Source organism: Pantoea sp. y20 (assembly GCF_054903455.1).
In genome coordinates, this window is record NZ_CM142816.1 from 3746509 (window position 1) to 3769905 (window position 23397).

Genomic DNA, 23397 nt, shown 5'->3' on the forward strand with positions numbered 1-23397 from the left:
TGAAAGAACTATGTTCGAACAACGCGTAAATTCTGACGTACTCACCGTTTCTACCGTTAACTCTCAGGATCAGGTGACCCAAAAGCCACTGCGTGATTCGGTTAAACAGTCACTGAAGAACTATTTTGCTCAACTGAACGGTCAGGATGTGAGTGACCTGTATGAGCTGGTATTGGCAGAAGTCGAGCAGCCTCTGTTGGACATGGTGATGCAGTACACCCGTGGCAACCAGACCCGTGCAGCTCTGATGATGGGTATCAACCGCGGTACCCTGCGTAAGAAGCTGAAAAAATACGGCATGAACTAATCTGTTCGTTGCTGCGATAACGCCAGCCTTGCGGCTGGCGTTTTTGTTTCTGCTGCCGGTAATTTCCTGAGGTTAAAAACGCATGAAACAATTGGCGCGATAATGGTAACGATAGTTGCAATTGCAGCAGTGATATCCTATCCCTCTTAGCAACGCATTCCCCCTCACTTTATTACGCGCTCACTTATCCTTTCATCACCCTTCAGCCCGCTTTCTCTGTGATCCTCAACCGCTTCGGCCGTAAGCGTGCAAACTCATACATCCACTCCTGAGCGTTAGCTCACACTGCTTCCATATAGTGAAACTTTTTGCACTATTTGTGATCGTGTCGTCTCGTCATGCTGCCTTTTGGTGCGCCATATTAGCCAGAATCTTCTGAGTGCTTCAGTTTATTAAAAGATCTTTCCAGAGAATTCAGGATTCTGCAAACCTGGCATCAGGTTTGCAGAGTTGTGGATGGCTAACCACCACAGACAGAAAACAGCGCACATTAAAGTGCGCGCAAACATAACAACACACGATATCGCCACACAGGATGCTTTATGAAAAAGATGATGCTTTCCACTCTGGTCGCTGCAGCCTCGCTGTTAGCCGTTGCTCAACAAGCGCACGCTGGCACCACGCTGGATGCCATTAAGAAGAAAGGTTTTATACAGTGCGGCATCAGTGACGGCCTGCCTGGGTTCTCTTATGCTGACTCTAACGGCAAATTCACCGGTATTGACGTGGATGTATGCCGTGCAGCCGCTGCCGCAGTATTTGGCGACGCAACTAAAGTGAAATACACCCCGCTGACCGCGAAAGAACGCTTCACCGCGCTGCAGTCTGGCGAAGTAGACATCTTATCTCGTAACACCACATGGACCTCATCACGCGATGGCGGCATGGGCTTCCTGTTTGCAGGCGTGAACTATTACGACGGTATCGGCTTCCTGACGCACCAGAAAGCCGGTCTGAAAAGTGCTAAAGAGTTGGATGGCGCCACCGTGTGTATTCAGGCCGGTACTGATACCGAGCTGAACGTGGCTGACTACTTCAAAACCCATAAAATGCAGTACACCCCCGTGACCTTCGACCGCTCTGACGAATCCGCTAAAGCGCTCGACAGCGGCCGTTGCGACACCCTCGCTTCTGACCAATCTCAGCTGTATGCGCTGCGTATCAAACTTGGCAAGCCAGACGAGTTCATTGTACTGCCAGAAGTGATCTCGAAAGAGCCGCTGGGGCCCGTGGTACGTCGCGGTGATGACGATTGGTTCACCATCGTCAAATGGTCGCTGTATGCCATGCTGAACGCGGAAGAGATGGGTATCAGCTCTAAAAATGTCGATGACATGGTAGCGAAACCGACTACGCCGGATATGGCACATCTGCTGGGCGCGGAAGGTGACTTCGGTAAAGACCTGAAGCTCGATAACAAGTGGGCTTACAACATCATCAAACAAGTGGGTAACTATCAGGAAGTGTTCGACCGTAACGTCGGTAAAGACAGCGCACTGAAAATTAAGCGCGGCCAGAATGCGCTGTGGAATGCGGGCGGCATCCAGTACGCTCCGCCAGTTCGTTAATTCCATTCTGCCAGTCGGGCACCGCATCCTGCGGTGCCCACGCGTAATCTTCACTGAGGTTTTAACATGTCGCAACGCCCAACCGTAAAAAGGGATTTTTCGTTCGGTAATCCTACGGTTCGCGCCTGGCTTTACCAGATCGTCGCGATTGTTGCCGTGCTTGCTGTGGTGGGATATTTAATCCACAACACCGTAATCAATCTGGCCAATCGTGGCATCACTTCCGGATTCGGGTTTCTGGATCGCAGTGCCGGCTTCGGCATTGTCCAGCACCTGATCGATTACACCGAAGGCGACACCTACGCGCGCGTGTTTATGGTGGGGTTGACCAACACCCTGCTGGTTTCCGCGCTCTGTATTGTTTTCGCTTCGATCCTTGGCTTTGCCGTGGGCCTGGCTCGCTTGTCTGAGAACTGGCTGCTGCGCAAGCTTTCAACCATTTATATCGAGACCTTCCGTAATATCCCGCCGCTGCTGCAGATCTTTTTCTGGTACTTCGCGGTACTGCGTAACCTGCCCGGCCCACGTCAGGCACTCAACGCTTTTGATTTGGCATTCGTCAGCAATCGCGGTTTGTATATTCCGTGGCCCGAGTACGCACCTGGCACATGGCCATTCCTGATCGCGCTGGCGTTAGCGGTGCTGGGTTGCGTGGCGCTGTTCCGCTACAACCGTAAGCATCAGTTAAAAACCGGCCAACTGCGTCGCACCTGGCCGGCTGCGGTTGGGTTGCTGATTCTGCTGCCGCTGATTGCTCATACCTTGTTTGGCGTTGCCATGCATTGGGATGTGCCGGAACTGCGTGGATTTAACTTCCGCGGCGGTTTCGTGATGATCCCTGAGCTCGCCGCGTTGACTCTCGCGCTGTCGGTTTATACCTCGTCGTTCATCGCCGAAGTGATTCGTTCCGGTATTCAGTCGGTGCCACATGGTCAAAGCGAAGCCGCACGTTCGCTCGGTTTACCTAATCCAGTGACCATGCGACAGGTGATCATTCCGCAGGCAATGCGTGTGATTATCCCGCCACTCACCAGCCAGTACCTCAACATCGTGAAAAACTCATCGCTGGCGGCCGCTATCGGCTATCCAGATATGGTTTCGCTGTTTGCCGGTACCGTGCTGAACCAAACCGGTCAGGCGATAGAAACCATCGCGATTACCATGGCGGTTTACCTGATTATCAGCCTGATCATTTCACTGCTGATGAACCTCTACAATCGCAAAATTGCGCTGGTTGAGCGTTAAGAGAACGGGATCATTATGTCTGTTACTACACATGAAACACCGCCGATTCCGACCAATCCACTTAGCAAGGCTTGGCTCTGGGCACGCAAAAATCTGTTCTCCAGCTGGCTGAATACATTGCTGACGTTGTTCAGCATCTGGCTTATCTGGAACGTGATTCCTCCGGCACTGAACTGGCTGGTATTTCAGGCTAACTGGATTGGTGAGACGCGCGCAGACTGTACCAAAGAAGGCGCATGTTGGGTGTTTATCCATGCACGCTTTGGCCAGTTTATGTATGGACTCTATCCGCATGAACTGCGCTGGCGCATCAACCTGTCGCTGGTCATCGGCTTGCTCTCGATTATTCCGATGTTCATCAAATCAATGCCGCGTCGCGGTCGCTACATCGCTTGTTGGGCGGTGGTCTATCCGATTGTGGTTTGGTTCCTGATGTACGGTGGTTATTTCGGTTTAGAGCGCGTAGAGACTCGCCAGTGGGGCGGCCTGACATTAACGCTGATCATCGCTTCAGTGGGGATTGCCGGCGCGCTGCCGTTGGGGATTTTACTGGCGCTGGGACGCCGCTCTGAAATGCCGGTGGTGCGTACACTTTCGATCATCTTCATTGAGTTCTGGCGTGGTGTACCGCTGATCACCGTGCTGTTTATGTCGTCGGTGATGCTGCCGCTGTTTATGGCGGAAGGTACTACCATCGACAAACTGGTGCGTGCGTTGGTTGGCGTGATTTTGTTCCAGTCTGCGTATGTCGCGGAAGTGGTGCGCGGCGGTTTGCAGGCGCTACCAAAAGGCCAATATGAAGCCGCTGAATCTCTGTCGCTGGGCTACTGGAAAACCCAGATGCTGGTGATTTTACCGCAGGCGCTCAAGATGACCATTCCCGGCCTGGTGAATACCATCATTGCGCTGTTTAAAGATACCAGCCTGGTGATCATCATCGGCTTATTCGATCTCTTCAGTAGCGTGCAGCAAGCCACCGTTGACCCAACCTGGTTGGGTATGTCGACGGAAGGCTATGTATTTGCTGCCATGGTTTACTGGATTTTCTGTTTTAGCATGTCGCGCTATAGCCAGTATCTGGAGAAGCGTTTTCACACCGGGCGTGCATCGCACTGAGGCTTAACATGACACAAACTATGACTAATGCGGCTGATGCCATGATGATTACACTCGAAAACGTTAACAAATGGTACGGTCAGTTCCATGTATTGAAAGACATCAATTTAAAAGTAAAACCACGCGAACGTATCGTACTGTGCGGACCGTCCGGTTCGGGTAAATCGACCACTATTCGTTGTATCAATCACCTCGAAGAACATCAGCAAGGACGCATCGTGGTGGATGGCATCCATCTCAATCACGATGTGCGTAATATTGAACGAGTTAGAACCGAAGTCGGCATGGTTTTCCAGCACTTTAATCTTTTCCCGCATCTTACCGTTTTGCAAAACTGTACGCTGGCACCGATTTGGGTACGCAAAATGCCAAAGAAAGAAGCAGAAGAGCTGGCCATGCATTACCTTCAGCGTGTACGCATTGCTGAGCATGCGCATAAATTTCCTGGCCAGCTTTCAGGTGGTCAGCAACAGCGTGTGGCGATCGCCCGTTCACTCTGTATGAAGCCGAAAATTATGCTGTTTGATGAGCCAACCTCCGCGCTCGATCCAGAGATGGTTAAAGAAGTACTCGATACGATGATTGGCCTGGCAGAAGATGGCATGACCATGCTGTGCGTTACCCATGAGATGGGATTTGCGCGTACGGTGGCGGATCGTGTGATCTTCATGGATCGGGGTGAAATTGTGGAAGAAGCCCCACCTCAGGAGTTCTTTGCCAATCCGAAATCAGAACGTACACGTGCGTTTCTGTCACAGGTTATTCATTGATATCCAGTGAGTTAGATTAAGAAACGCCTCTGCTGAAAAGCAGGGGCTTTTTTATAACTGCAATTTGAATTGGATTAGGTTTGTGAGCGGCAGCGGAAGGTTTCCAATGCATACAAAAAAGCCCTGAACTTTCGTTCAGGGCTTCTGTGTTTGATGCCTGGCAGTTCCCTACTCTCGCATGGGGAGACCCCACACTACCATCGGCGCTACGGCGTTTCACTTCTGAGTTCGGCATGGGGTCAGGTGGGACCACCGCGCTAAAGCCGCCAGGCAAATTCTGTAATTTACCGAACTCACGCTTTAAAACTGGTGCTGATACCCAGAGTCGAACTGGGGACCTCACCCTTACCAAGGGTGCGCTCTACCAACTGAGCCATATCAGCACACTTTAATTTGATGCCTGGCAGTTCCCTACTCTCGCATGGGGAGGCCCCACACTACCATCGGCGCTACGGCGTTTCACTTCTGAGTTCGGCATGGGGTCAGGTGGGACCACCGCGCTAAAGCCGCCAGGCAAATTCTTTGTGCAAAAACGAATGACATTCGCTTCCGCTGATTCTTTAATCCGTAAACAAGCTGAAAATATCCGGTCTCTCAGACCAAAACGCCTCTGGCGTTGTAAGGTTAAGCCTCACGGGTCATTAGTACCGGTTAGCTCAACGCATCGCTGCGCTTACACATCCGGCCTATCAACGTCGTAGTCTTCAACGTCCCTTCAGGACTCTCAAGGAGTCAGGGAGAACTCATCTCGGGGCAAGTTTCGTGCTTAGATGCTTTCAGCACTTATCTTTTCCGCACTTAGCTACCGGGCAGTGCCATTGGCATGACAACCCGAACACCAGTGGTGCGTTCACTCCGGTCCTCTCGTACTAGGAGCAACCCCCCTCAATTCTCCAGCGCCCACGGCAGATAGGGACCGAACTGTCTCACGACGTTCTAAACCCAGCTCGCGTACCACTTTAAACGGCGAACAGCCGTACCCTTGGGACCTACTTCAGCCCCAGGATGTGATGAGCCGACATCGAGGTGCCAAACACCGCCGTCGATATGAACTCTTGGGCGGTATCAGCCTGTTATCCCCGGAGTACCTTTTATCCGTTGAGCGATGGCCCTTCCATTCAGAACCACCGGATCACTATGACCTGCTTTCGCACCTGCTCGAGCCGTCACTCTCGCAGTCAAGCTGGCTTATGCCATTGCACTAACCTCCTGATGTCCGACCAGGATTAGCCAACCTTCGTGCTCCTCCGTTACTCTTTGGGAGGAGACCGCCCCAGTCAAACTACCCACCAGACACTGTCCGCAGCCCGGATTACGGGCCTACGTTAGAACATCAAACATTAAAGGGTGGTATTTCAAGGTTGGCTCCACGCAGACTGGCGTCCACGCTTCAAAGCCTCCCACCTATCCTACACATCAAGGCTCAATGTTCAGTGTCAAGCTATAGTAAAGGTTCACGGGGTCTTTCCGTCTTGCCGCGGGTACACTGCATCTTCACAGCGATTTCAATTTCACTGAGTCTCGGGTGGAGACAGCCTGGCCATCATTACGCCATTCGTGCAGGTCGGAACTTACCCGACAAGGAATTTCGCTACCTTAGGACCGTTATAGTTACGGCCGCCGTTTACCGGGGCTTCGATCAAGAGCTTCTCCTTGCGGATAACCCCATCAATTAACCTTCCGGCACCGGGCAGGCGTCACACCGTATACGTCCACTTTCGTGTTTGCACAGTGCTGTGTTTTTAATAAACAGTTGCAGCCAGCTGGTATCTTCGACTGCCTTCAGCTCCATCCGCGAGGGACTTCACCTGATGACAGCGTGCCTTCTCCCGAAGTTACGGCACCATTTTGCCTAGTTCCTTCACCCGAGTTCTCTCAAGCGCCTTGGTATTCTCTACCTGACCACCTGTGTCGGTTTGGGGTACGATTTCGTGTTACCTGGAGCTTAGAGGCTTTTCCTGGAAGCAGGGCATCAGTTACTTCACCACCGTGGTGGCTCGTCGTCACGCCTCAGCCTTAAGATACCCCGGATTTACCAAAGGTATCAGCCTACACGCTTAAACCGGGACAACCGTCGCCCGGATAACCTAGCCTTCTCCGTCCCCCCTTCGCAGTAACACCAAGTGCAGGAATATTAACCTGCTTCCCATCGACTACGCTTTTCAGCCTCGCCTTAGGGGTCGACTCACCCTGCTCCGATTAACGTTGAACAGGAACCCTTGGTCTTCCGGCGAGCGGGCTTTTCACCCGCTTTATCGTTACTTATGTCAGCATTCGCACTTCTGATACCTCCAGCATGCCTCACAGCACACCTTCAACGGCTTACAGAACGCTCCCCTACCCAACAACACATAGTGTCGCTGCCGCAGCTTCGGTGCATGGTTTAGCCCCGTTACATCTTCCGCGCAGGCCGACTCGACCAGTGAGCTATTACGCTTTCTTTAAATGATGGCTGCTTCTAAGCCAACATCCTGGCTGTCTGTGCCTTCCCACATCGTTTCCCACTTAACCATGACTTTGGGACCTTAGCTGGCGGTCTGGGTTGTTTCCCTCTTCACGACGGACGTTAGCACCCGCCGTGTGTCTCCCGTGATAACATTCTCCGGTATTCGCAGTTTGCATCGGGTTGGTAAGCCGGGATGGCCCCCTAGCCGAAACAGTGCTCTACCCCCGGAGATGAGTTCACGAGGCGCTACCTAAATAGCTTTCGGGGAGAACCAGCTATCTCCCGGTTTGATTGGCCTTTCACCCCCAGCCACAAGTCATCCGCTAATTTTTCAACATTAGTCGGTTCGGTCCTCCAGTTAGTGTTACCCAACCTTCAACCTGCCCATGGCTAGATCACCGGGTTTCGGGTCTATACCCTGCAACTTAACGCCCAGTTAAGACTCGGTTTCCCTGCGGCTCCCCTATACGGTTAACCTTGCTACAGAATATAAGTCGCTGACCCATTATACAAAAGGTACGCAGTCACCCCATTAAAGAGGCTCCCACTGCTTGTACGTACACGGTTTCAGGTTCTGTTTCACTCCCCTCGCCGGGGTTCTTTTCGCCTTTCCCTCACGGTACTGGTTCACTATCGGTCAGTCAGGAGTATTTAGCCTTGGAGGATGGTCCCCCCATATTCAGACAGGATACCACGTGTCCCGCCCTACTCTTCGAACTCACAATCTGTGCACTTTCGTGTACGGGACTATCACCCGGTATCGTGCGACTTTCCAGACGCTTCCACTAACGCACAAACTGATTCAGGTTCTGGGCTGTTCCCCGTTCGCTCGCCGCTACTGGGGGAATCTCGGTTGATTTCTTTTCCTCCGGGTACTTAGATGTTTCAGTTCCCCGGGTTCGCCTCGCAACACTATGTATTCATGTTGCGATGATGCACTGGGTGCACCGGGTTTCCCCATTCGGACATCGTCGGCTGTAGCGGTTCATATCACCTTACCGACGCTTTACGCAGATTAGCACGTCCTTCATCGCCTCTGACTGCCAGGGCATCCACCGTGTACGCTTAGTCGCTTAACCTCACAACCCACAGGCGTTTTGCAACGCGCGCAGACTGCAAGCATTTGAGAGACTCGAACATATCGCCGCTTCATTCTTATTACGGAGAATGAAGACGATACGTCGTTTCAATTTTCAGCTTGTTCCGGATTGTTAAAGAGCATAATACTTCGCAGCACACCGTTTCCGGTTTGCTCTGAAGTATTGTTTTGAGTCACTGTAATGGTGGAGCTAAGCGGGATCGAACCGCTGACCTCCTGCGTGCAAGGCAGGCGCTCTCCCAGCTGAGCTATAGCCCCATACAGTTACTGCAGAGACCACTACTACCACTCACCAGGAGTTCCGTTTTTGACAAACGGTAATTTCTTTTCAGGCAAGGCAAAGTGGCGCGACGTATAGTTCACTATACGAGCGGCGCTTTAACGCAGCATGAGAAGAAATTTGGTAGGCCTGAGTGGACTTGAACCACCGACCTCACCCTTATCAGGGGTGCGCTCTAACCACCTGAGCTACAAGCCTGTAGAGGTTTTTTCTGCTCGTTACTTTCTATCAGACAATCTGTGTGAGCACTTCGCGGGAAAGTATCTTCAGGTAAGGAGGTGATCCAACCGCAGGTTCCCCTACGGTTACCTTGTTACGACTTCACCCCAGTCATGAATCACAAAGTGGTAAGCGCCCTCCCGAAGGTTAAGCTACCTACTTCTTTTGCAACCCACTCCCATGGTGTGACGGGCGGTGTGTACAAGGCCCGGGAACGTATTCACCGTAGCATTCTGATCTACGATTACTAGCGATTCCGACTTCACGGAGTCGAGTTGCAGACTCCGATCCGGACTACGACGCACTTTATGAGGTCCGCTTGCTCTCGCGAGGTCGCTTCTCTTTGTATGCGCCATTGTAGCACGTGTGTAGCCCTACTCGTAAGGGCCATGATGACTTGACGTCATCCCCACCTTCCTCCAGTTTATCACTGGCAGTCTCCTTTGAGTTCCCGGCCGAACCGCTGGCAACAAAGGATAAGGGTTGCGCTCGTTGCGGGACTTAACCCAACATTTCACAACACGAGCTGACGACAGCCATGCAGCACCTGTCTCAGAGTTCCCGAAGGCACCAAAGCATCTCTGCTAAGTTCTCTGGATGTCAAGAGTAGGTAAGGTTCTTCGCGTTGCATCGAATTAAACCACATGCTCCACCGCTTGTGCGGGCCCCCGTCAATTCATTTGAGTTTTAACCTTGCGGCCGTACTCCCCAGGCGGTCGACTTAACGCGTTAGCTCCGGAAGCCACTCCTCAAGGGAACAACCTCCAAGTCGACATCGTTTACGGCGTGGACTACCAGGGTATCTAATCCTGTTTGCTCCCCACGCTTTCGCACCTGAGCGTCAGTCTTTGTCCAGGGGGCCGCCTTCGCCACCGGTATTCCTCCAGATCTCTACGCATTTCACCGCTACACCTGGAATTCTACCCCCCTCTACAAGACTCCAGCCTGCCAGTTTCGAATGCAGTTCCCAGGTTAAGCCCGGGGATTTCACATCCGACTTGACAGACCGCCTGCGTGCGCTTTACGCCCAGTAATTCCGATTAACGCTTGCACCCTCCGTATTACCGCGGCTGCTGGCACGGAGTTAGCCGGTGCTTCTTCTGCGGGTAACGTCAATCGGTGAAGTTATTAACTCCACCGCCTTCCTCCCCGCTGAAAGTACTTTACAACCCGAAGGCCTTCTTCATACACGCGGCATGGCTGCATCAGGCTTGCGCCCATTGTGCAATATTCCCCACTGCTGCCTCCCGTAGGAGTCTGGACCGTGTCTCAGTTCCAGTGTGGCTGGTCATCCTCTCAGACCAGCTAGGGATCGTCGCCTAGGTGAGCCATTACCCCACCTACTAGCTAATCCCATCTGGGCACATCCGATGGTGTGAGGCCCGAAGGTCCCCCACTTTGGTCTTGCGACGTTATGCGGTATTAGCTACCGTTTCCAGTAGTTATCCCCCTCCATCGGGCAGTTTCCCAGACATTACTCACCCGTCCGCCACTCGTCACCCGAGAGCAAGCTCTCTGTGCTACCGTTCGACTTGCATGTGTTAGGCCTGCCGCCAGCGTTCAATCTGAGCCATGATCAAACTCTTCAATTTAAGTTTGATTTGCTGAAACCAGTTCAGCGATGCTCATCTGTAAAACGTCATAATGAATTTCATTATGTGTTCACTCGTGAGGCTTTGATATTTTTTTGCGTCCGGAGACGCGGATATCAATCCTGCGAGTGCCCACACAGATTGTCTGATAAATTGTTAAAGAGCGTTGCGAACAGCGGCTGAACCGTCTGTCGCGAGGTGGCGTATACTACGCTACTCTCCTTCGGAGTCAAACACTTTTTTCAGCGTTTTTATCCGGCGGGATGAATTTCTTCACTCCCTGCCAAGCCGTCTGCGTTGCCGCTTTGCCGTCTCAGTGGTGGCGCATTATAGGGATCCGAATTTTTTGCACAACCCCTTTTTTCGATCTTTTTAATCGACTGGCGAGTTTTCACTCTTTTCGCTGCGATCGCGAGCGATCCGCTCAAAAATCATCTTGTTTATCCGCCTTTTAAGCCGCAGGCTTGGGTAAAAACGTAAAAGGAGAAGATCATGTCCACAGCCCTACGACCTTATAAGAACCATTTCCCGCAACAAGGCGATCGCGTGATGATCGATAACAGCAGCGTGGTGGTGGGTGAAGTACAACTCGACGATGACGTTAGCATCTGGCCGCTGGTTGCGATTCGTGGTGACGTCAATAAAGTGGTGATAGGCAAAAGAAGCAATATTCAGGATGGCAGCGTACTGCACGTCACTCACAAGTCCAGCAGCAATCCGGAAGGTTATCCGCTGATTGTTGGCGAAGATGTCACGGTAGGGCATAAAGCGATGCTGCACGGCTGTACTATCGGCAATCGCGTACTGGTTGGAATGGGATCCATTCTGCTGGACGGCGTGATCGTTGAAGATGATGTGATGATTGGCGCTGGCAGTTTGGTGCCGCCAGGTAAACGACTGGAAAGTGGCTACCTGTATTTAGGCAGCCCGGTTAAGCAGGTCCGCCCACTCAGTGAAGCGGAAATCGCCGGGCTGCTTTACTCATCCAATAACTATGTCGGTTGGAAGAATGAATATCTCTCTCAGGAAAGCCAATCTCATTCCTGATCGCCAATTTTATTCCTGCTGCATCGACTGCTTTAGTTTGGCTATCACTGGCGTGATCTCTGGCATCACGCCATGCCATAAATGGAAAGCGTGAGCGGCTTGCCCTACTAACATGCCAACACCATCCGCCAGCTGCTGCGCGCCCTGCTGCTGGCACCACAGTAAGAATGGCGTCAAACCTTGTTGATAAAACATGTCATAACAACGCGTTTGCGCATTAATTAGCGATGTGGCTAACGCCGGAACTTTGCCATCAACACCGCTCGAGGTCGCATTAATGATCAGATTAAATTGCTGATCCACTAATTGCTCAAAGCTGGCCGCTTTGATATCCCCGCTATGCTGGAAAATCTCTGCCAGCTGCTCGGCGCGTGCCACGGTGCGATTCACTACCACCAGCGAACATCCGAATGAAAGCAGCGGCAGGATTACGCCACGCGCAGCACCACCGGCGCCCACCAGCAGAATTCGATCGCCTGGATGGATCATCTGCAGTCGTTCCAGATCGCTGAGCAAGCCGATGCCATCGGTGTTATCGCCGAAGATCTTGCCCTGCGCATCTTTCTTTAACGTATTAACCGCACCAGACAATGCCGCACGCTCGCTAAGCTCATCGGCAAATTCCCACGCCTGCTGTTTAAAAGGCAGCGTGACATTGGCACCTTTGCCGCCATGCGCAAAAAAATCGGCGATCGACTGAGGAAAACCCTCAAGTGGCGCGCACTCCTTGCCATATTGATGCTCAATGCCGGTTTGCTCAGCGAACAAGCTATGAATGAAAGGAGATTTGCTATGCGCAATTGGGTGACCAAAAACGGCAAAATTTTCCATGCGTTAGCCCTGACGAATAAGTTCACCGCTAATAACGTCGCGGATTTCAGAAGGATTCAGTCGCCCACCCGTTTCAGCATGTAAGACTGGGAACTGCGGACCAAATTGCTCAGCAACCTCTTCCACATTACGACAAGGTGGTTCGCCGGAAAGATTGGCGCTGGTCGAAACCAGAGGTTTACCAAAACCGCGACACAAAGCCTGTACGTCCGGATGATCGCTAACGCGAATGGCCAGTGAGTCAAAACGCCCCGTTAACCAACGCGGCGTATGTGGCGAAGCTGGCACTACATAGGTTACCGGGCCAGGCCAACTGGCAAACATACGCTCGCGCTGCAGCACAGAGAGTTCACGGTCGGCGATATAAGGTTCCAGCTGCGCGTAATCGGCTGCAATCAAAATGAGTCCCTTCTCGACTGGACGCTGCTTGAGCGCCAAAAGCGCCATTACGGCATTCTCGCTGTCGGGATCGCAGCCCAATCCAAATACGGCTTCGGTTGGATAGGCGATAACTTCCTGTTGCTGTAGCCTCTCAATGCAAAAATCGAGACTACCCGCTGAATACTGGCTTGGCTTCATGATGATGATGCGTCCTGGACAATGGGCTTACCGCAGCGTTTGCTGGCGCAGAAGCGCTTCATGCCTTCTGCGGTTTTCTTCTCTATTAATAAAGGGAACTGGCAATGCGGGCAAACGCCTTCGACCGGCGCTGCGTTAAGGACAAACTGGCAATCTGGATAGCGATCGCAAGAGTAGAAGGTTTTGCCATAGCGCGAGCGCCGCTGTACCAGTTTACCGCTCTGACATTGCGGACAGGCGATAGCTGTTTCATCAGGCTTGTCGATGGTTTCGGTGTAATCACATTCCGGGTAGTGACTGCAACCCACGAACATGCCAAATCGCCCCTGACGCAGAACTTTGTCTGCGCCACACTGAGGGCATGCATGGCCTTCCAGCACTTTAACAACGTGCCCATCTCCCTGACTTTTCAGCGGGCGAATGTAATCGCAGGTTGGATAATTTACACACCCCAGAAAAGGGCCGTGTTTGCCGGAACGTATGACTAATTCTGCCCCGCAAGCGGGGCAGGGTTCGTGTTTAGGCACGGAGAATAGTGCTGATTTACTCATATTACCGGTTGCATCAATCGCAAATTATTAATGCAGCATACCTTCATTGACGTCGAATAACAGTTCTTCCATTTGCTGATAGGCGTTTTCACATCCTGGAATGTTAAACAGCACCATCAACACCACCCATTTGAGATCTTCAAGATCGAATTCGAGGGTATCAAGGGCCATTACACGTTCGATGACCATCTCGCGCGTTTCCATATTCAGCACCTGGACCTGTTCCAGGAACAAAATAAAACCGCGACATTCTGCATCTAAACGCTGGTTTTCCTCTTCGGTATAGATTCGCATTGAGAGCGGATCGTTTGCCATGAGTACTGGCGCAACCAAGCCTTCCTGATAATCCGCTAACCGCTCAAGCCAATTCAACGCATTGTAGATATCTTCACGATGAAAACCGGCATCGGTTAAATCATCGGTCAATTTATCCTGATCAACGCGCATTTCAGCTTCGTTGTGGATATACGTCTCAAACAAGTACATAAGTACGTCGAACATGGCATGCCCTCCTCAATCGGACATAGCCGCCGGGTACAGCTGCGATCCATCCTGCTAACTCCAGCTCCAGCAGGTGAGCTGCGATAACTGGCACAGGTTGGCCGGCACGTTCAGCGACGACGTCAACAGGTGTAACCTCATCACCTACGTTAGCCAACACAGTTGCAAATGGCAATGGCACATCGTCACTGTGTTGTGAATATATTGTTTCTGAACTGCTATCAGGCAACCATTGCAGCGTTGAATGTAAATCTTCAAGGATATTGTTAGGATGCGCCACCAGCAGCGCGCCTTGCTGGATAAGCCAGTGCGTACCTTCACTACCCGGATTGCCTAGCGCGCCGGGTAATGCATAAACGTTACGATTTTGTTCCAAAGCGTAGCGTGCCGTCACCAGCGAACCGCTTTTTAACGTGGCTTCAACTACCAGTACGCCAAGACTTAAACCACTGATGATGCGATTACGCCGCGGAAAGTTAACCGCATGCGGTGCCGTATCAAGGGGGAATTCCGAGATCAGTGCCCCACCGCCAGCGATGATCTCACGTGCTAACGCTTGATGACTTTTAGGGTAGATATGCTGCAGACCGCTGCCTAATACTGCAACGGTCTTGCCCTGCACTTCTAACGCGGCCCGATGCGCCACGCCATCGATTCCGCGTGCAAGGCCGCTGGTGATGGTCAATCCACTTAGCGCTAATTGCTGCGTAAACCAGCTTCCCCATTGCTTACCATAATGCGTGCAGTGACGGCTGCCCACGACACCGAGTTGGGGCGTCTGCAAGATGTCCATATTTCCCGCGACATACAGCAATGAGGGACGTCGACTGATTTCCGCTAACGACGAGGGATAATGTTCGTCGATACAGGTAACTACATGATGCTGCTCATCCTCCAGCCATAGATGCGTTCGTGCTAACTGGCGTGGACAAAGCTCTTTAAACTGTTGTCGCTGGGTTTCGTTTAATCCCTGATCCAGTAACAGATCGTCATCAACCTGAGCATCATCCTGCAATGCCTCCGCTAAATGTCTGACAACTCCAGAGCTTAAGCCTTTTACATTTGCCAGCCTGAGCATCCATTCAATTCTCTCCATGCTGCACTCCCTGTCAGCCGCGCTATCATGCGGTGCAATGCTGTCAATCAGACATCAAAAAGTCTACAATATGAGGCAGTAATCTTTTCTTCAACGCATACAGATCTGGATATTTATGTCAGTTTTGCAGGTATTACATTTCCCTGATGATCGCCTTCGCAAAATCGCTGCGCCGGTGGCAACCGTAAACGCAGACGTGCAGCGTATTGTCGACGACATGTTTGAAACCATGTACGCCGAAGAAGGTATTGGCTTAGCGGCGACCCAAGTCGATATTCATCAGCGCATCATTGTTATTGATGTTTCTGAAAACCGTGACGAGCGTTTGGTGCTGATTAATCCGGAACTGCTGGAAAAAAGCGGTGAAACCGGTATTGAAGAAGGCTGCCTTTCTATTCCTGAGCAACGTGCTTTTGTGCCGCGCGCAGAGTGGGTCAAGGTGCGTGCGCAGGATCGTGACGGCAAAAGCTTTGAGCTGGAAACCGACGGTCTGCTGGCGATTTGCATCCAGCATGAAATCGATCATCTCGATGGCAAACTTTTCATTGATTATCTGTCGCCACTGAAACGTCAGCGTATCAAACAGAAACTGGAAAAATTGGCCCGCCTAAACGCACGCGAAGATTAAGTGCTCATTGAAGGTTAAACTGTGTCTGCACCGCTCAAAATTATCTTTGCCGGTACACCTGACTTTGCAGCGCGTCATTTAGACGCGCTACTTGCTTCTGAGCATCAGGTTGTTGGCGTCTTTACCCAGCCCGATCGTCCAGCCGGACGCGGCAATAAGCTTACGTCAAGCCCGGTCAAAGTCCTGGCACAGACGCACGATATTCCGGTATTTCAGCCGAAATCCCTGAAGCCTGAAGAGAACCAGCATCTGGTTGACGATCTGCAGGCCGATATCATGGTGGTGGTCGCTTATGGCTTGATCCTGCCAAAAGCCGTGCTGGCGATGCCGCGCCTGGGTTGTATTAATGTGCATGGTTCGCTGCTGCCACGCTGGCGCGGTGCTGCACCCATCCAACGCTCTCTCTGGGCTGGCGATACCGAAACCGGTGTCACCATTATGCAGATGGATGTTGGCCTCGATACCGGCGACATGCTGCATAAACTCTCCTGCCCAATTACGGCTGAAGACACCAGCGCGTCGCTGTATGAGAAGCTGGCGCAACTCGGCCCGCAAGGCATGCTGTTAACGCTGGATCTGCTAGCAAGCGGTAATGCCAGGCCAGAAGTTCAGGATGAAGCGCTGGTCTCTTATGCTGAGAAACTGAGTAAAGAAGAAGCGCGTCTTGATTGGTCACTTTCAGCAGCGCAGTTGGAACGTTGTATTCGTGCCTTCAATCCATGGCCAATGAGCTATTTCATGATTGAAGAGCAACCGGTAAAAGTCTGGCAGGCAACGGTTTTGCCGCATCAGAACAAGCAACCCGGTGAAATCGTCCATGCTGATAAACAAGGCATTCAGATCGCAACGGCCGATGGTGTGCTGAATCTGGTATCGCTGCAACCTGCCGGTAAAAAAGCCATGTCCGCTCAGGACCTGCTCAATTCGCGCCGCGAATGGTTCGTACCTGGAACCGTTCTGGCCTGATCCTCCAAGCCCGGTTTGACCGGGCTTTTTGTTTGATGAAATAACATGAAAAAAGCTACCAACTTGCGCAGCCTGGCCGCGCAACTCATTGAACGCGTTGTGGACAAAGGCGAATCGCTGAGTGCCATTTTGCCGGGCGCGCAAAAGAACCTATCCGATAAAGATGGCGCGCTGCTGCAAGAACTCTGTTTTGGCGTGATGCGCACGCTGCCGCAGCTAGAAGCCTTAATCGGCAAACTGATGGAGCGCACCTTAACCGGTAAGCAGCGAGTGTTGCATTATCTGTTGATGGTTGGCCTCTATCAGCTGCTATATACCCGCGTGCCGGCCCATGCGGCACTGGCAGAAACCGTGGCGGGTGCTGAAGTGCTGAAGCGCACGGCTTTAAAAGGCCTGTTAAATGGCGTGTTGCGCCAGTTCCTGCGCCAGCAAGAAGCGCTGTTAGCCGAAGTCGATCAGGGCTCGCAACGTTACTGGCATCCAGGCTGGTTGCTGAAACGTCTGCAAGCGGCATGGCCAGAACAGTGGCAACAGATTGTTGAAGCTAACAATCAGCGACCGCCGATGTGGCTGCGCGTCAATCGCCAGCATTACAGTCGCGATGCCTGGCTGGCGCTATTGCAGGCAGAAGAGAAAGTTGCTTTTCCTGGCGATGCACAAGATGCATTGCGACTGGAATCACCCGCTCCAGTCAGCCAGCTGCCGGGTTTCGATCAAGGTTGGGTGACGGTGCAGGATCTTTCTGCACAACGTTGCGCACTGCTGCTTGAGCCAAAAGATGGGGAAACTATTCTCGATCTCTGTGCTGCTCCGGGTGGTAAAACCACGCATATCCTCGAAATCGCGCCGCAGGCCAAAGTCTTAGCCGTCGATGTTGACCCGCAACGCCTGCTCCGTGTGCATGAGAACTTACAGCGCCTGGGCATGCAGGCCGAAGTGCGTCAGGGCGATGGTCGTACACCGGCAGAATGGTGTGGCGATATGCTGTTTGATCGTATCCTGCTCGATGCGCCCTGCTCTGCCACAGGCGTTATTCGCCGCCATCCAGACATCAAGTGGCTACGTCGCGATCGTGATATTCCTGAGCTGGCGAATCTACAGTGCGAAATACTTGAGGCCGTCTGGCCGCGTCTAAAATCTGGCGGCACGATGATATATGCCACCTGCTCAATATTGCCGGAAGAGAATCACAATCAAATCAGTGCCTTTTTGGCAGCGCACAGCGACGCCGTGGCCGAGAAGTTGCCACAGGGCCAGGATAATGGCTGGCAGGTTTTCCCGACCATCGATGGCGGCGACGGCTTCTTCTACGCTAAGCTGATGAAAAAATAGTGCTGCGCATACTGACAAGAGCATCTAAGCCATGAAAATCATTATCCTCGGCGCCGGCCAGGTCGGCGGAACCCTGGCAGAAAATCTGGTCGGGGAAAATAACGATATCACCGTCGTCGATAGCGATGCGACGCGTTTACGCGTATTGCAGGACAAATTTGATCTGCGCGTCGTGCATGGTCACGGATCACATCCGCGTATTTTGCGTGAAGCCGGTGCTGAAGATGCAGATATGCTGGTGGCGGTAACCAACTCCGATGAAACTAACATGGTGGCTTGTCAGATTGCGTATTCCCTTTTCAATACGCCCAATCGTATCGCGCGTATTCGCGCCGCTGAATACTTACGCGATGCTGAGAAGCTGTTTGTACCTGAAGCCGTACCAATTGATCATCTGATCTCTCCTGAGCAGTTGGTGATCGACAATATCTACCGCCTGATTCAGTATCCTGGCGCACTTCAGGTAGTGAATTTTGCCGAAGGCAAAGTGAGCCTCGCTGTGGTTAAAGCCTATTATGGCGGACCGCTGGTCGGGAATCCTTTGTCGATCATGCGTGAACATATGCCGCATATTGATACGCGAGTCGCGGCGATTTTTCGTCAGGATCGTCCCATTCGTCCCCAGGGTTCTACGATTGTGGAAGCCGGCGATGAAGTGTTCTTTATTGCCGCGAGCCAACACATCCGCGCGGTGATGAGTGAAATGCAGCGTCTGGAAAAACCGTATAAGCGCATCATGTTAGTTGGCGGCGGAAATATCGGCTTTGGATTGGCGCAGCGGCTGGAAAAACAGTACAGCGTGAAGTTGATCGAACGTAATCAACAACGCGCGGCAGAACTGGCAGAACGTTTGCACGATACTATCGTGTTTTACGGTGATGCCTCGGATCAGGAATTGCTGGCCGAAGAGCATGTCGATCAGGTGGATCTCTTCATCGCGGTCACTAACGACGATGAAGCCAATATTATGTCGGCCATGCTGGCTAAGAAAATGGGTGCGAAAAAAGTAATGGTGCTGATCCAGCGCCGCGCCTACGTCGATCTTGTTCAAGGTAGCGTGATCGACATTGCGATCTCGCCGCAACAAGCCACGATCTCGGCGCTGCTAAGTCACGTACGTAAAGCCGATATCGTGGGCGTGTCCTCACTGCGTCGCGGTATTGCAGAAGCAATCGAAGCGATCGCACACGGCGATGAAACCACCTCACGCGTGGTTGGGCGTTTGATAGAAGATATTAAGTTGCCGCCGGGAACCATTATCGGTGCTGTGGTGCGCGGTGATGAGGTGATCATCGCCAATGATAACGTGCGCGTCGAACAGGGCGATCACGTAATTATGTTCCTGACGGATAAGAAGTTTGTGCCCGATGTTGAGCGCCTGTTCCAGCCAAGTCCATTCTTCCTGTAAAAGCTGCGGGCGAAAGCCCGCCGTGAAAATTTCGCTTAATCCATTGTTCTAATGGCAATTGCACAAAGGTTTGTTAGACTTTAGCCATTGGCCAAGGCAAGGAGATAACAATGAGTTTATTCAAAGAGTTTCGTGATTTTGCAATGCGCGGGAACGTGGTTGATCTGGCGGTAGGTGTCATCATCGGTGCCGCTTTTGGTAAGATTGTTTCTTCACTGGTCGCCAATATCATCATGCCGCCACTTGGCTTGCTGATTGGTGGCGTCGATTTCAAACAGTTTAAATGGATATTAAAACCGGCAGAAGGTGATATTCCTGCTGTGGTAATGGAGTACGGTAACTTTATTCAGACCGTGTTCGATTTCGTTATTGTTGCCTTCGCGATATTCCTGGCAATTAAAGTAATGAACAAGCTGTATCAGAAAAAAGAAGTTGAGAAAGCGGCACCTAAGCCGACGAATGAAGAGTTACTGCTCACTGAAATCCGTGACCTGTTAAAACAACAAAATCACGATAAATTATAATAAAAAAGCCGCCCACGTAAGGCGGCTTTTTTGTCTTTAAAGAAGAAGGCCAGTGATAAACTTTTCTGCTTATCACTGGCCTCCCAGTTACGTCCTTTGCCATGTTTGTCTTTACGTTGATAGCTGCCCTTTCCTTTCTGATTCTTCTCAATGCGCTGCCTAAACAGTGGATCATGTAATAATGCTTCCAGTGCATTATCGTTGATTTTACCTTTTTGGTGCTGATAGCGAGTCATCTCGTCCTCCGGTTATTAACGGCGCAACTATATTCCTTCCAGCGCAAAATTCAATCCTTACTACAACAAATTTCCGGCTGCGGTTCCTCACCTCTCTCCAGAGCTTCAAGTATTGAACAGCAAGCGCTGCTATGTATTTCGCCGCAGCAGGTTTCAGCTAAACGATGCAATGAACGTTGAATCGTCTGTAGTTCGGCAATCATGCCATTCACTTCATCCAATCTTTTCGCCACAATGGCTTTGGATTCCTGGCAAGTATGATGTTCAGGATCGATGCGGATTGACAATAAACCACGGATTGACTCTAAGCTAAAGCCGAGTTGGCGACCATAACGAATAAAACGCAGCCGCTGTAAATCATCGTCGCTATAAAGACGAAAACCGCCCTCAGTGCGTACCTCATGATTCATCATCTGCTGTTTTTCATAAAAGCGGATGGTGTCTGGCGTCACATCCGCCATTTTTGCCAGCTGCCCAATCCGATACATGCTATTTCTCCCGCTGCAAATGATGATGGATGTTATCGCTATACTCGCCGCGCAAAAATTCGGTACTGATTCCGGCTTGCTGGAGTTTTATTTCTAGCAGAGCTAAGCGTTTCGATAGTTCTCGCGCCTTGCCATCGTCAGGATCCAGTTCGCGTAGCAGATCGTTTACCGCCAATGCTTCTCGACGCATTTCAAGTTCCGGAGGTAAGTAACCAGAATTTTTCAACAGCCGATATGCCGTGCGCAGTTCAACTGGCACTCCGCTGTCATCATCTAGCTGTAAAGGTGCACCTTCGCCGGGCAAATTACTCAGCTCGCCCTTTTCCTGAGCTTCACGTATGTGTTGCTCTACAAGTTGATCAATTAGCCACATAAGGGAGTTCCTGATAGGTGTATCAGCCATCAGCATAGCGAAAGGGGAGTAAATGGAAAGGAATTACGGACAATAAAAAACCCGCCGAAGCGGGTTTTTTACGATACTGCAAATTACTCTGCAGTAGCTTCTGCTTGAGCTTCTGGACGATCAACCAGCTCGATGTAAGCCATCGGAGCGTTGTCACCAGCACGGAAGCCACACTTCAAAATGCGAGTGTAACCACCGGCACGGCTCGCGAAACGCGGGCCCAGCTCGTTAAACAGTTTTGCCACGATCTCGTTATCACGAGTGCGGGCGAATGCCAGACGACGATTAGCTACGCTGTCGGTCTTGGCAAGAGTAATCAGCGGCTCAACTACGCGGCGCAGCTCTTTGGCTTTCGGCAGAGTCGTCTTAATGATCTCATGACGAACCAGAGAACCAGCCATGTTGCGGAACATAGCCTGACGATGGCTGCTGTTGCGGTTCAGTTGACGACCACTCTTACGATGGCGCATGACCTTATCCTTCTCAGTGAAACCTTAACCTGTGATCGGGTTATTCATCAGCAATGCTTGCTGGTGGCCAGTTTTCCAGGCGCATGCCCAGAGACAAACCACGTGAAGCAAGCACATCTTTAATCTCGGTAAGAGATTTTTTACCCAGGTTAGGCGTTTTAAGCAGCTCAACCTCGGTACGCTGTACCAGATCACCGATGTAGTGGATAGCTTCTGCCTTGAGGCAGTTAGCAGAGCGGACAGTCAATTCCAGATCGTCAACAGGGCGCAGCAGGATCGGATCGAATTCTGGTTTCTCTTCTTTTACTTCCGGCTGACGTACATCACGTAAGTCAACGAAAGCTTCCAGTTGTTCTGCCAGGATGGTTGCCGCACGACGAATCGCCTCTTCAGGATCGATTGTGCCGTTGGTTTCCATTTCGATGACCAGCTTGTCCAGGTCGGTACGCTGTTCTACACGCGCTGCTTCAACATTGTAGGCAATACGGTCTACAGGGCTGTAGCAAGCGTCAACCAACAGACGGCCGATTGGGCGCTCATCTTCTTCCGAATGAATTCGGGCAGAAGCCGGCACATAACCACGACCACGCTGAACTTTGATACGCATGCTAATAGATGCGTTTTCATCGGTCAGGTGGCAGATCACATGCTGCGGCTTGACGATTTCAACATCACCGTCGTGGGTGATGTCGGCTGCAGTCACAGGGCCAATGCCAGATTTATTCAAAGTAAGGATGACTTCATCTTTACCTTGAACTCTTACCGCCAACCCTTTCAGGTTAAGCAGGATTTCCAGGATATCTTCCTGTACGCCCTCTTTGGTGGAGTACTCATGAAGCACACCATCAATCTCAACCTCGGTCACCGCGCAACCCGGCATGGAAGAAAGCAGAATACGGCGCAGTGCGTTGCCAAGAGTATGGCCAAAGCCACGCTCTAACGGCTCAAGGGTCACCTTGGCGTGCGTCGAACTCACTTGCTCGATATCTACCAGGCGCGGTTTTAGAAACTCTGTCACAGAACCCTGCATTGTGTCCTCTCTTTGGTACTAAGCTTTACTTAGAGTAAAGCTCGACGATCAGGTGTTCGTTAATGTCCGCAGACAGATCAGTACGTTCAGGAATACGCTTGAACACACCTTCCATCTTAGTAGCATCAACTTCCAGCCAGGTTGGCTTTTCACGCTGCTCAGCCAGCTCCAGAGCGGCCTTCACGCGAGATTGCTGTTTGGCTTTCTCACGGATGCTTACGACATCATTCGGAGATACCTGATAAGAAGCGATGTTAACAACGCGACCGTTCACCAGGATAGATTTATGGCTAACCAGCTGACGTGCTTCTGCACGAGTGGCGCCAAAGCCCATACGGTAAACAACGTTATCCAGACGGCCTTCCAGCAGGGCCAGCAGGTTTTCACCTGTGTTGCCTTTCAGACGTGCTGCTTCTTTATAGTAGTTGCGGAACTGACGCTCCAGCACGCCGTACATACGACGAACTTTCTGCTTTTCACGCAACTGGCCGCCGTAGTCAGACAGACGCGGTTTACGCGCACCATGCTGACCAGGTGGTTGTTCAATTTTGCACTTGGTATCGATCGCGCGAACGCCAGACTTAAGGAATAAGTCGGTACCCTCACGACGGCTCAGCTTGAGCTTAGGACCCAAATATCTTGCCATTTTCTTTCTCCAACTAACC

General features: G+C 51.6%; 21 protein-coding genes, 3 tRNA genes, 4 rRNA genes and 1 pseudogene. 11 read left to right on the top strand and 18 right to left on the bottom strand.

Annotated elements, in window-relative coordinates:
* The first annotated feature begins 10 nt into the window (after positions 1-10).
* The 5 genes from fis to ACYAC5_RS17335 all read left to right on the top strand — a co-directional run bounded on the left by fis (position 11) and on the right by ACYAC5_RS17335 (position 5006).
* Positions 11-307 (top strand): DNA-binding transcriptional regulator Fis, encoded by a 297-nt coding sequence (fis, locus tag ACYAC5_RS17315; protein ID WP_007891954.1) that lies wholly within the window; start codon positions 11-13, stop codon positions 305-307.
* Positions 308-849: 542 nt separating this feature from the next.
* The gene (locus tag ACYAC5_RS17320) at positions 850-1875 is read left to right on the top strand and encodes an amino acid ABC transporter substrate-binding protein (RefSeq protein ID WP_101762828.1); all 1026 of its coding nucleotides are present in this window, start codon (positions 850-852) and stop codon (positions 1873-1875) included.
* 66 nt (positions 1876-1941) lie between these two features.
* Positions 1942-3120 carry an amino acid ABC transporter permease gene (locus tag ACYAC5_RS17325; RefSeq protein WP_101762827.1) on the top strand — a complete coding sequence of 393 codons (1179 nt, stop codon included), beginning with the start codon at positions 1942-1944 and terminating at the stop codon, positions 3118-3120.
* Positions 3121-3135: 15 nt separating this feature from the next.
* Positions 3136-4236, top strand: coding sequence for an amino acid ABC transporter permease (locus ACYAC5_RS17330; RefSeq protein ID WP_061720212.1), 1101 nt, complete (start codon positions 3136-3138; stop codon positions 4234-4236).
* Positions 4237-4244: 8 nt separating this feature from the next.
* Positions 4245-5006: an amino acid ABC transporter ATP-binding protein gene (locus ACYAC5_RS17335; RefSeq protein ID WP_061720213.1), complete on the top strand. Its 762-nt coding sequence runs from the start codon at positions 4245-4247 to the stop codon at positions 5004-5006.
* A 155-nt stretch (positions 5007-5161) separates the two neighbouring features.
* Here the strand turns inward: ACYAC5_RS17335 and rrf (ACYAC5_RS17340) are convergent.
* The 7 genes from rrf (ACYAC5_RS17340) to ACYAC5_RS17370 all read right to left on the bottom strand — a co-directional run bounded on the left by rrf (ACYAC5_RS17340) (position 5162) and on the right by ACYAC5_RS17370 (position 10642).
* Positions 5162-5277, bottom strand: a 5S ribosomal RNA gene (gene rrf / locus ACYAC5_RS17340).
* Positions 5278-5313: 36 nt separating this feature from the next.
* Positions 5314-5389, bottom strand: a tRNA-Thr gene (locus ACYAC5_RS17345).
* A gap of 15 nt (positions 5390-5404) precedes the next feature.
* Positions 5405-5520, bottom strand: a 5S ribosomal RNA gene (rrf, locus tag ACYAC5_RS17350).
* 106 nt (positions 5521-5626) lie between these two features.
* Positions 5627-8531, bottom strand: a 23S ribosomal RNA gene (locus ACYAC5_RS17355).
* A 202-nt stretch (positions 8532-8733) separates the two neighbouring features.
* Positions 8734-8809 (bottom strand) — tRNA-Ala (locus ACYAC5_RS17360).
* Between the two features lie 143 nt (positions 8810-8952).
* Positions 8953-9029: transfer RNA gene (locus ACYAC5_RS17365), tRNA-Ile, on the bottom strand.
* Positions 9030-9102: 73 nt separating this feature from the next.
* Positions 9103-10642 (bottom strand): 16S ribosomal RNA (locus tag ACYAC5_RS17370).
* Together the 16S, 23S and 5S rRNA genes with 3 tRNA genes alongside form the textbook arrangement of a ribosomal RNA operon.
* Positions 10643-11134: 492 nt before the next feature.
* Here ACYAC5_RS17370 and ACYAC5_RS17375 point away from each other — a divergent pair.
* Complete coding sequence (locus tag ACYAC5_RS17375) at positions 11135-11689, top strand: gamma carbonic anhydrase family protein (RefSeq protein ID WP_137386627.1); 555 nt, start codon at positions 11135-11137, stop codon at positions 11687-11689.
* A gap of 9 nt (positions 11690-11698) precedes the next feature.
* Here ACYAC5_RS17375 and aroE read toward each other — a convergent pair whose 3' ends face one another.
* From aroE to dprA, 5 genes are read right to left on the bottom strand one after another with little or no spacing between them, the layout of a single operon-like run.
* On the bottom strand, positions 11699-12520 hold the full coding sequence (gene aroE / locus ACYAC5_RS17380) for a shikimate dehydrogenase (RefSeq protein ID WP_309832925.1): 822 nt from the start codon (positions 12518-12520) through the stop codon (positions 11699-11701).
* Positions 12521-12523: 3 nt separating this feature from the next.
* Positions 12524-13099 carry an L-threonylcarbamoyladenylate synthase type 1 TsaC gene (tsaC, locus tag ACYAC5_RS17385; RefSeq protein WP_192414906.1) on the bottom strand — a complete coding sequence of 192 codons (576 nt, stop codon included), beginning with the start codon at positions 13097-13099 and terminating at the stop codon, positions 12524-12526.
* On the bottom strand, positions 13096-13650 hold the full coding sequence (locus tag ACYAC5_RS17390; protein ID WP_309832922.1) for a DNA topoisomerase family protein: 555 nt from the start codon (positions 13648-13650) through the stop codon (positions 13096-13098). Before ACYAC5_RS17390 ends, tsaC begins: the two co-directional genes overlap by 4 nt.
* A 27-nt stretch (positions 13651-13677) precedes the next feature.
* Positions 13678-14151, bottom strand: a complete 474-nt coding sequence (gene smg, locus ACYAC5_RS17395; protein ID WP_007891699.1) for a DUF494 family protein Smg — start codon at positions 14149-14151, stop codon at positions 13678-13680.
* A complete protein-coding gene (gene dprA / locus ACYAC5_RS17400) occupies positions 14123-15247 on the bottom strand; it encodes a DNA-protecting protein DprA (protein WP_309832920.1) in 1125 nt (374 codons plus the stop codon). Before dprA ends, smg begins: the two co-directional genes overlap by 29 nt.
* A gap of 115 nt (positions 15248-15362) precedes the next feature.
* Between dprA and def the strand changes: the two genes are divergently transcribed.
* From def to mscL, 5 genes are all read left to right on the top strand, one after another.
* Positions 15363-15875: a peptide deformylase gene (gene def, locus ACYAC5_RS17405; protein WP_008104717.1), complete on the top strand. Its 513-nt coding sequence runs from the start codon at positions 15363-15365 to the stop codon at positions 15873-15875.
* Positions 15876-15896: 21 nt separating this feature from the next.
* Positions 15897-16841, top strand: coding sequence for a methionyl-tRNA formyltransferase (gene fmt / locus ACYAC5_RS17410; RefSeq protein ID WP_101762571.1), 945 nt, complete (start codon positions 15897-15899; stop codon positions 16839-16841).
* A 45-nt stretch (positions 16842-16886) separates the two neighbouring features.
* Positions 16887-18173 carry a 16S rRNA (cytosine(967)-C(5))-methyltransferase RsmB gene (rsmB, locus tag ACYAC5_RS17415; protein ID WP_309832917.1) on the top strand — a complete coding sequence of 429 codons (1287 nt, stop codon included), beginning with the start codon at positions 16887-16889 and terminating at the stop codon, positions 18171-18173.
* A 31-nt stretch (positions 18174-18204) separates the two neighbouring features.
* On the top strand, positions 18205-19581 hold the full coding sequence (trkA, locus tag ACYAC5_RS17420; RefSeq protein WP_007891694.1) for a Trk system potassium transporter TrkA: 1377 nt from the start codon (positions 18205-18207) through the stop codon (positions 19579-19581).
* 110 nt (positions 19582-19691) lie between these two features.
* Positions 19692-20105, top strand: coding sequence for a large-conductance mechanosensitive channel protein MscL (gene mscL / locus ACYAC5_RS17425; protein ID WP_007891693.1), 414 nt, complete (start codon positions 19692-19694; stop codon positions 20103-20105).
* A gap of 44 nt (positions 20106-20149) precedes the next feature.
* On the opposite strand, the pseudogene ACYAC5_RS17430 reads toward mscL, so the two are convergent.
* From ACYAC5_RS17430 to rpsD, 6 genes and pseudogenes are all read right to left on the bottom strand, one after another.
* Positions 20150-20341: pseudogene (locus ACYAC5_RS17430) on the bottom strand (alternative ribosome-rescue factor A); the annotation flags it as partial.
* Between the two features lie 50 nt (positions 20342-20391).
* Positions 20392-20829: a Zn(2+)-responsive transcriptional regulator gene (gene zntR / locus ACYAC5_RS17435; RefSeq protein WP_309832912.1), complete on the bottom strand. Its 438-nt coding sequence runs from the start codon at positions 20827-20829 to the stop codon at positions 20392-20394.
* A 1-nt stretch (position 20830) separates the two neighbouring features.
* Positions 20831-21202, bottom strand: a complete 372-nt coding sequence (locus ACYAC5_RS17440) for a DnaJ family domain-containing protein (protein WP_101762567.1) — start codon at positions 21200-21202, stop codon at positions 20831-20833.
* 113 nt (positions 21203-21315) lie between these two features.
* A complete protein-coding gene (gene rplQ / locus ACYAC5_RS17445; RefSeq protein ID WP_008104728.1) occupies positions 21316-21702 on the bottom strand; it encodes a 50S ribosomal protein L17 in 387 nt (128 codons plus the stop codon).
* A 40-nt stretch (positions 21703-21742) separates the two neighbouring features.
* Positions 21743-22732 carry a DNA-directed RNA polymerase subunit alpha gene (locus ACYAC5_RS17450; protein ID WP_007891688.1) on the bottom strand — a complete coding sequence of 330 codons (990 nt, stop codon included), beginning with the start codon at positions 22730-22732 and terminating at the stop codon, positions 21743-21745.
* A gap of 25 nt (positions 22733-22757) precedes the next feature.
* Entirely contained in the window at positions 22758-23378 is a 621-nt protein-coding gene (gene rpsD, locus ACYAC5_RS17455) for a 30S ribosomal protein S4 (RefSeq protein WP_007891687.1), read from the bottom strand.
* Positions 23379-23397 lie beyond the last annotated feature (19 nt).

Bases quoted from the DNA above. Each gene is read 5' to 3' on its own strand.
- fis (WP_007891954.1), top strand. From the start codon at position 11: ATGTTCGAACAACGCGTAAATTCTGACGTACTCACCGTTTCTACCGTT.
- ACYAC5_RS17320 (WP_101762828.1), top strand. From the start codon at position 850: ATGAAAAAGATGATGCTTTCCACTCTGGTCGCTGCAGCCTCGCTGTTA.
- ACYAC5_RS17325 (WP_101762827.1), top strand. From the start codon at position 1,942: ATGTCGCAACGCCCAACCGTAAAAAGGGATTTTTCGTTCGGTAATCCT.
- ACYAC5_RS17330 (WP_061720212.1), top strand. From the start codon at position 3,136: ATGTCTGTTACTACACATGAAACACCGCCGATTCCGACCAATCCACTT.
- ACYAC5_RS17335 (WP_061720213.1), top strand. From the start codon at position 4,245: ATGACACAAACTATGACTAATGCGGCTGATGCCATGATGATTACACTC.
- ACYAC5_RS17375 (WP_137386627.1), top strand. From the start codon at position 11,135: ATGTCCACAGCCCTACGACCTTATAAGAACCATTTCCCGCAACAAGGC.
- aroE (WP_309832925.1), bottom strand. From the start codon at position 12,520: ATGGAAAATTTTGCCGTTTTTGGTCACCCAATTGCGCATAGCAAATCT.
- tsaC (WP_192414906.1), bottom strand. From the start codon at position 13,099: ATGAAGCCAAGCCAGTATTCAGCGGGTAGTCTCGATTTTTGCATTGAG.
- ACYAC5_RS17390 (WP_309832922.1), bottom strand. From the start codon at position 13,650: ATGAGTAAATCAGCACTATTCTCCGTGCCTAAACACGAACCCTGCCCC.
- smg (WP_007891699.1), bottom strand. From the start codon at position 14,151: ATGTTCGACGTACTTATGTACTTGTTTGAGACGTATATCCACAACGAA.
- dprA (WP_309832920.1), bottom strand. From the start codon at position 15,247: ATGGAGAGAATTGAATGGATGCTCAGGCTGGCAAATGTAAAAGGCTTA.
- def (WP_008104717.1), top strand. From the start codon at position 15,363: ATGTCAGTTTTGCAGGTATTACATTTCCCTGATGATCGCCTTCGCAAA.
- rsmB (WP_309832917.1), top strand. From the start codon at position 16,887: ATGAAAAAAGCTACCAACTTGCGCAGCCTGGCCGCGCAACTCATTGAA.
- trkA (WP_007891694.1), top strand. From the start codon at position 18,205: ATGAAAATCATTATCCTCGGCGCCGGCCAGGTCGGCGGAACCCTGGCA.
- mscL (WP_007891693.1), top strand. From the start codon at position 19,692: ATGAGTTTATTCAAAGAGTTTCGTGATTTTGCAATGCGCGGGAACGTG.
- zntR (WP_309832912.1), bottom strand. From the start codon at position 20,829: ATGTATCGGATTGGGCAGCTGGCAAAAATGGCGGATGTGACGCCAGAC.
- ACYAC5_RS17440 (WP_101762567.1), bottom strand. From the start codon at position 21,202: ATGTGGCTAATTGATCAACTTGTAGAGCAACACATACGTGAAGCTCAG.
- rplQ (WP_008104728.1), bottom strand. From the start codon at position 21,702: ATGCGCCATCGTAAGAGTGGTCGTCAACTGAACCGCAACAGCAGCCAT.
- ACYAC5_RS17450 (WP_007891688.1), bottom strand. From the start codon at position 22,732: ATGCAGGGTTCTGTGACAGAGTTTCTAAAACCGCGCCTGGTAGATATC.
- rpsD (WP_007891687.1), bottom strand. From the start codon at position 23,378: ATGGCAAGATATTTGGGTCCTAAGCTCAAGCTGAGCCGTCGTGAGGGT.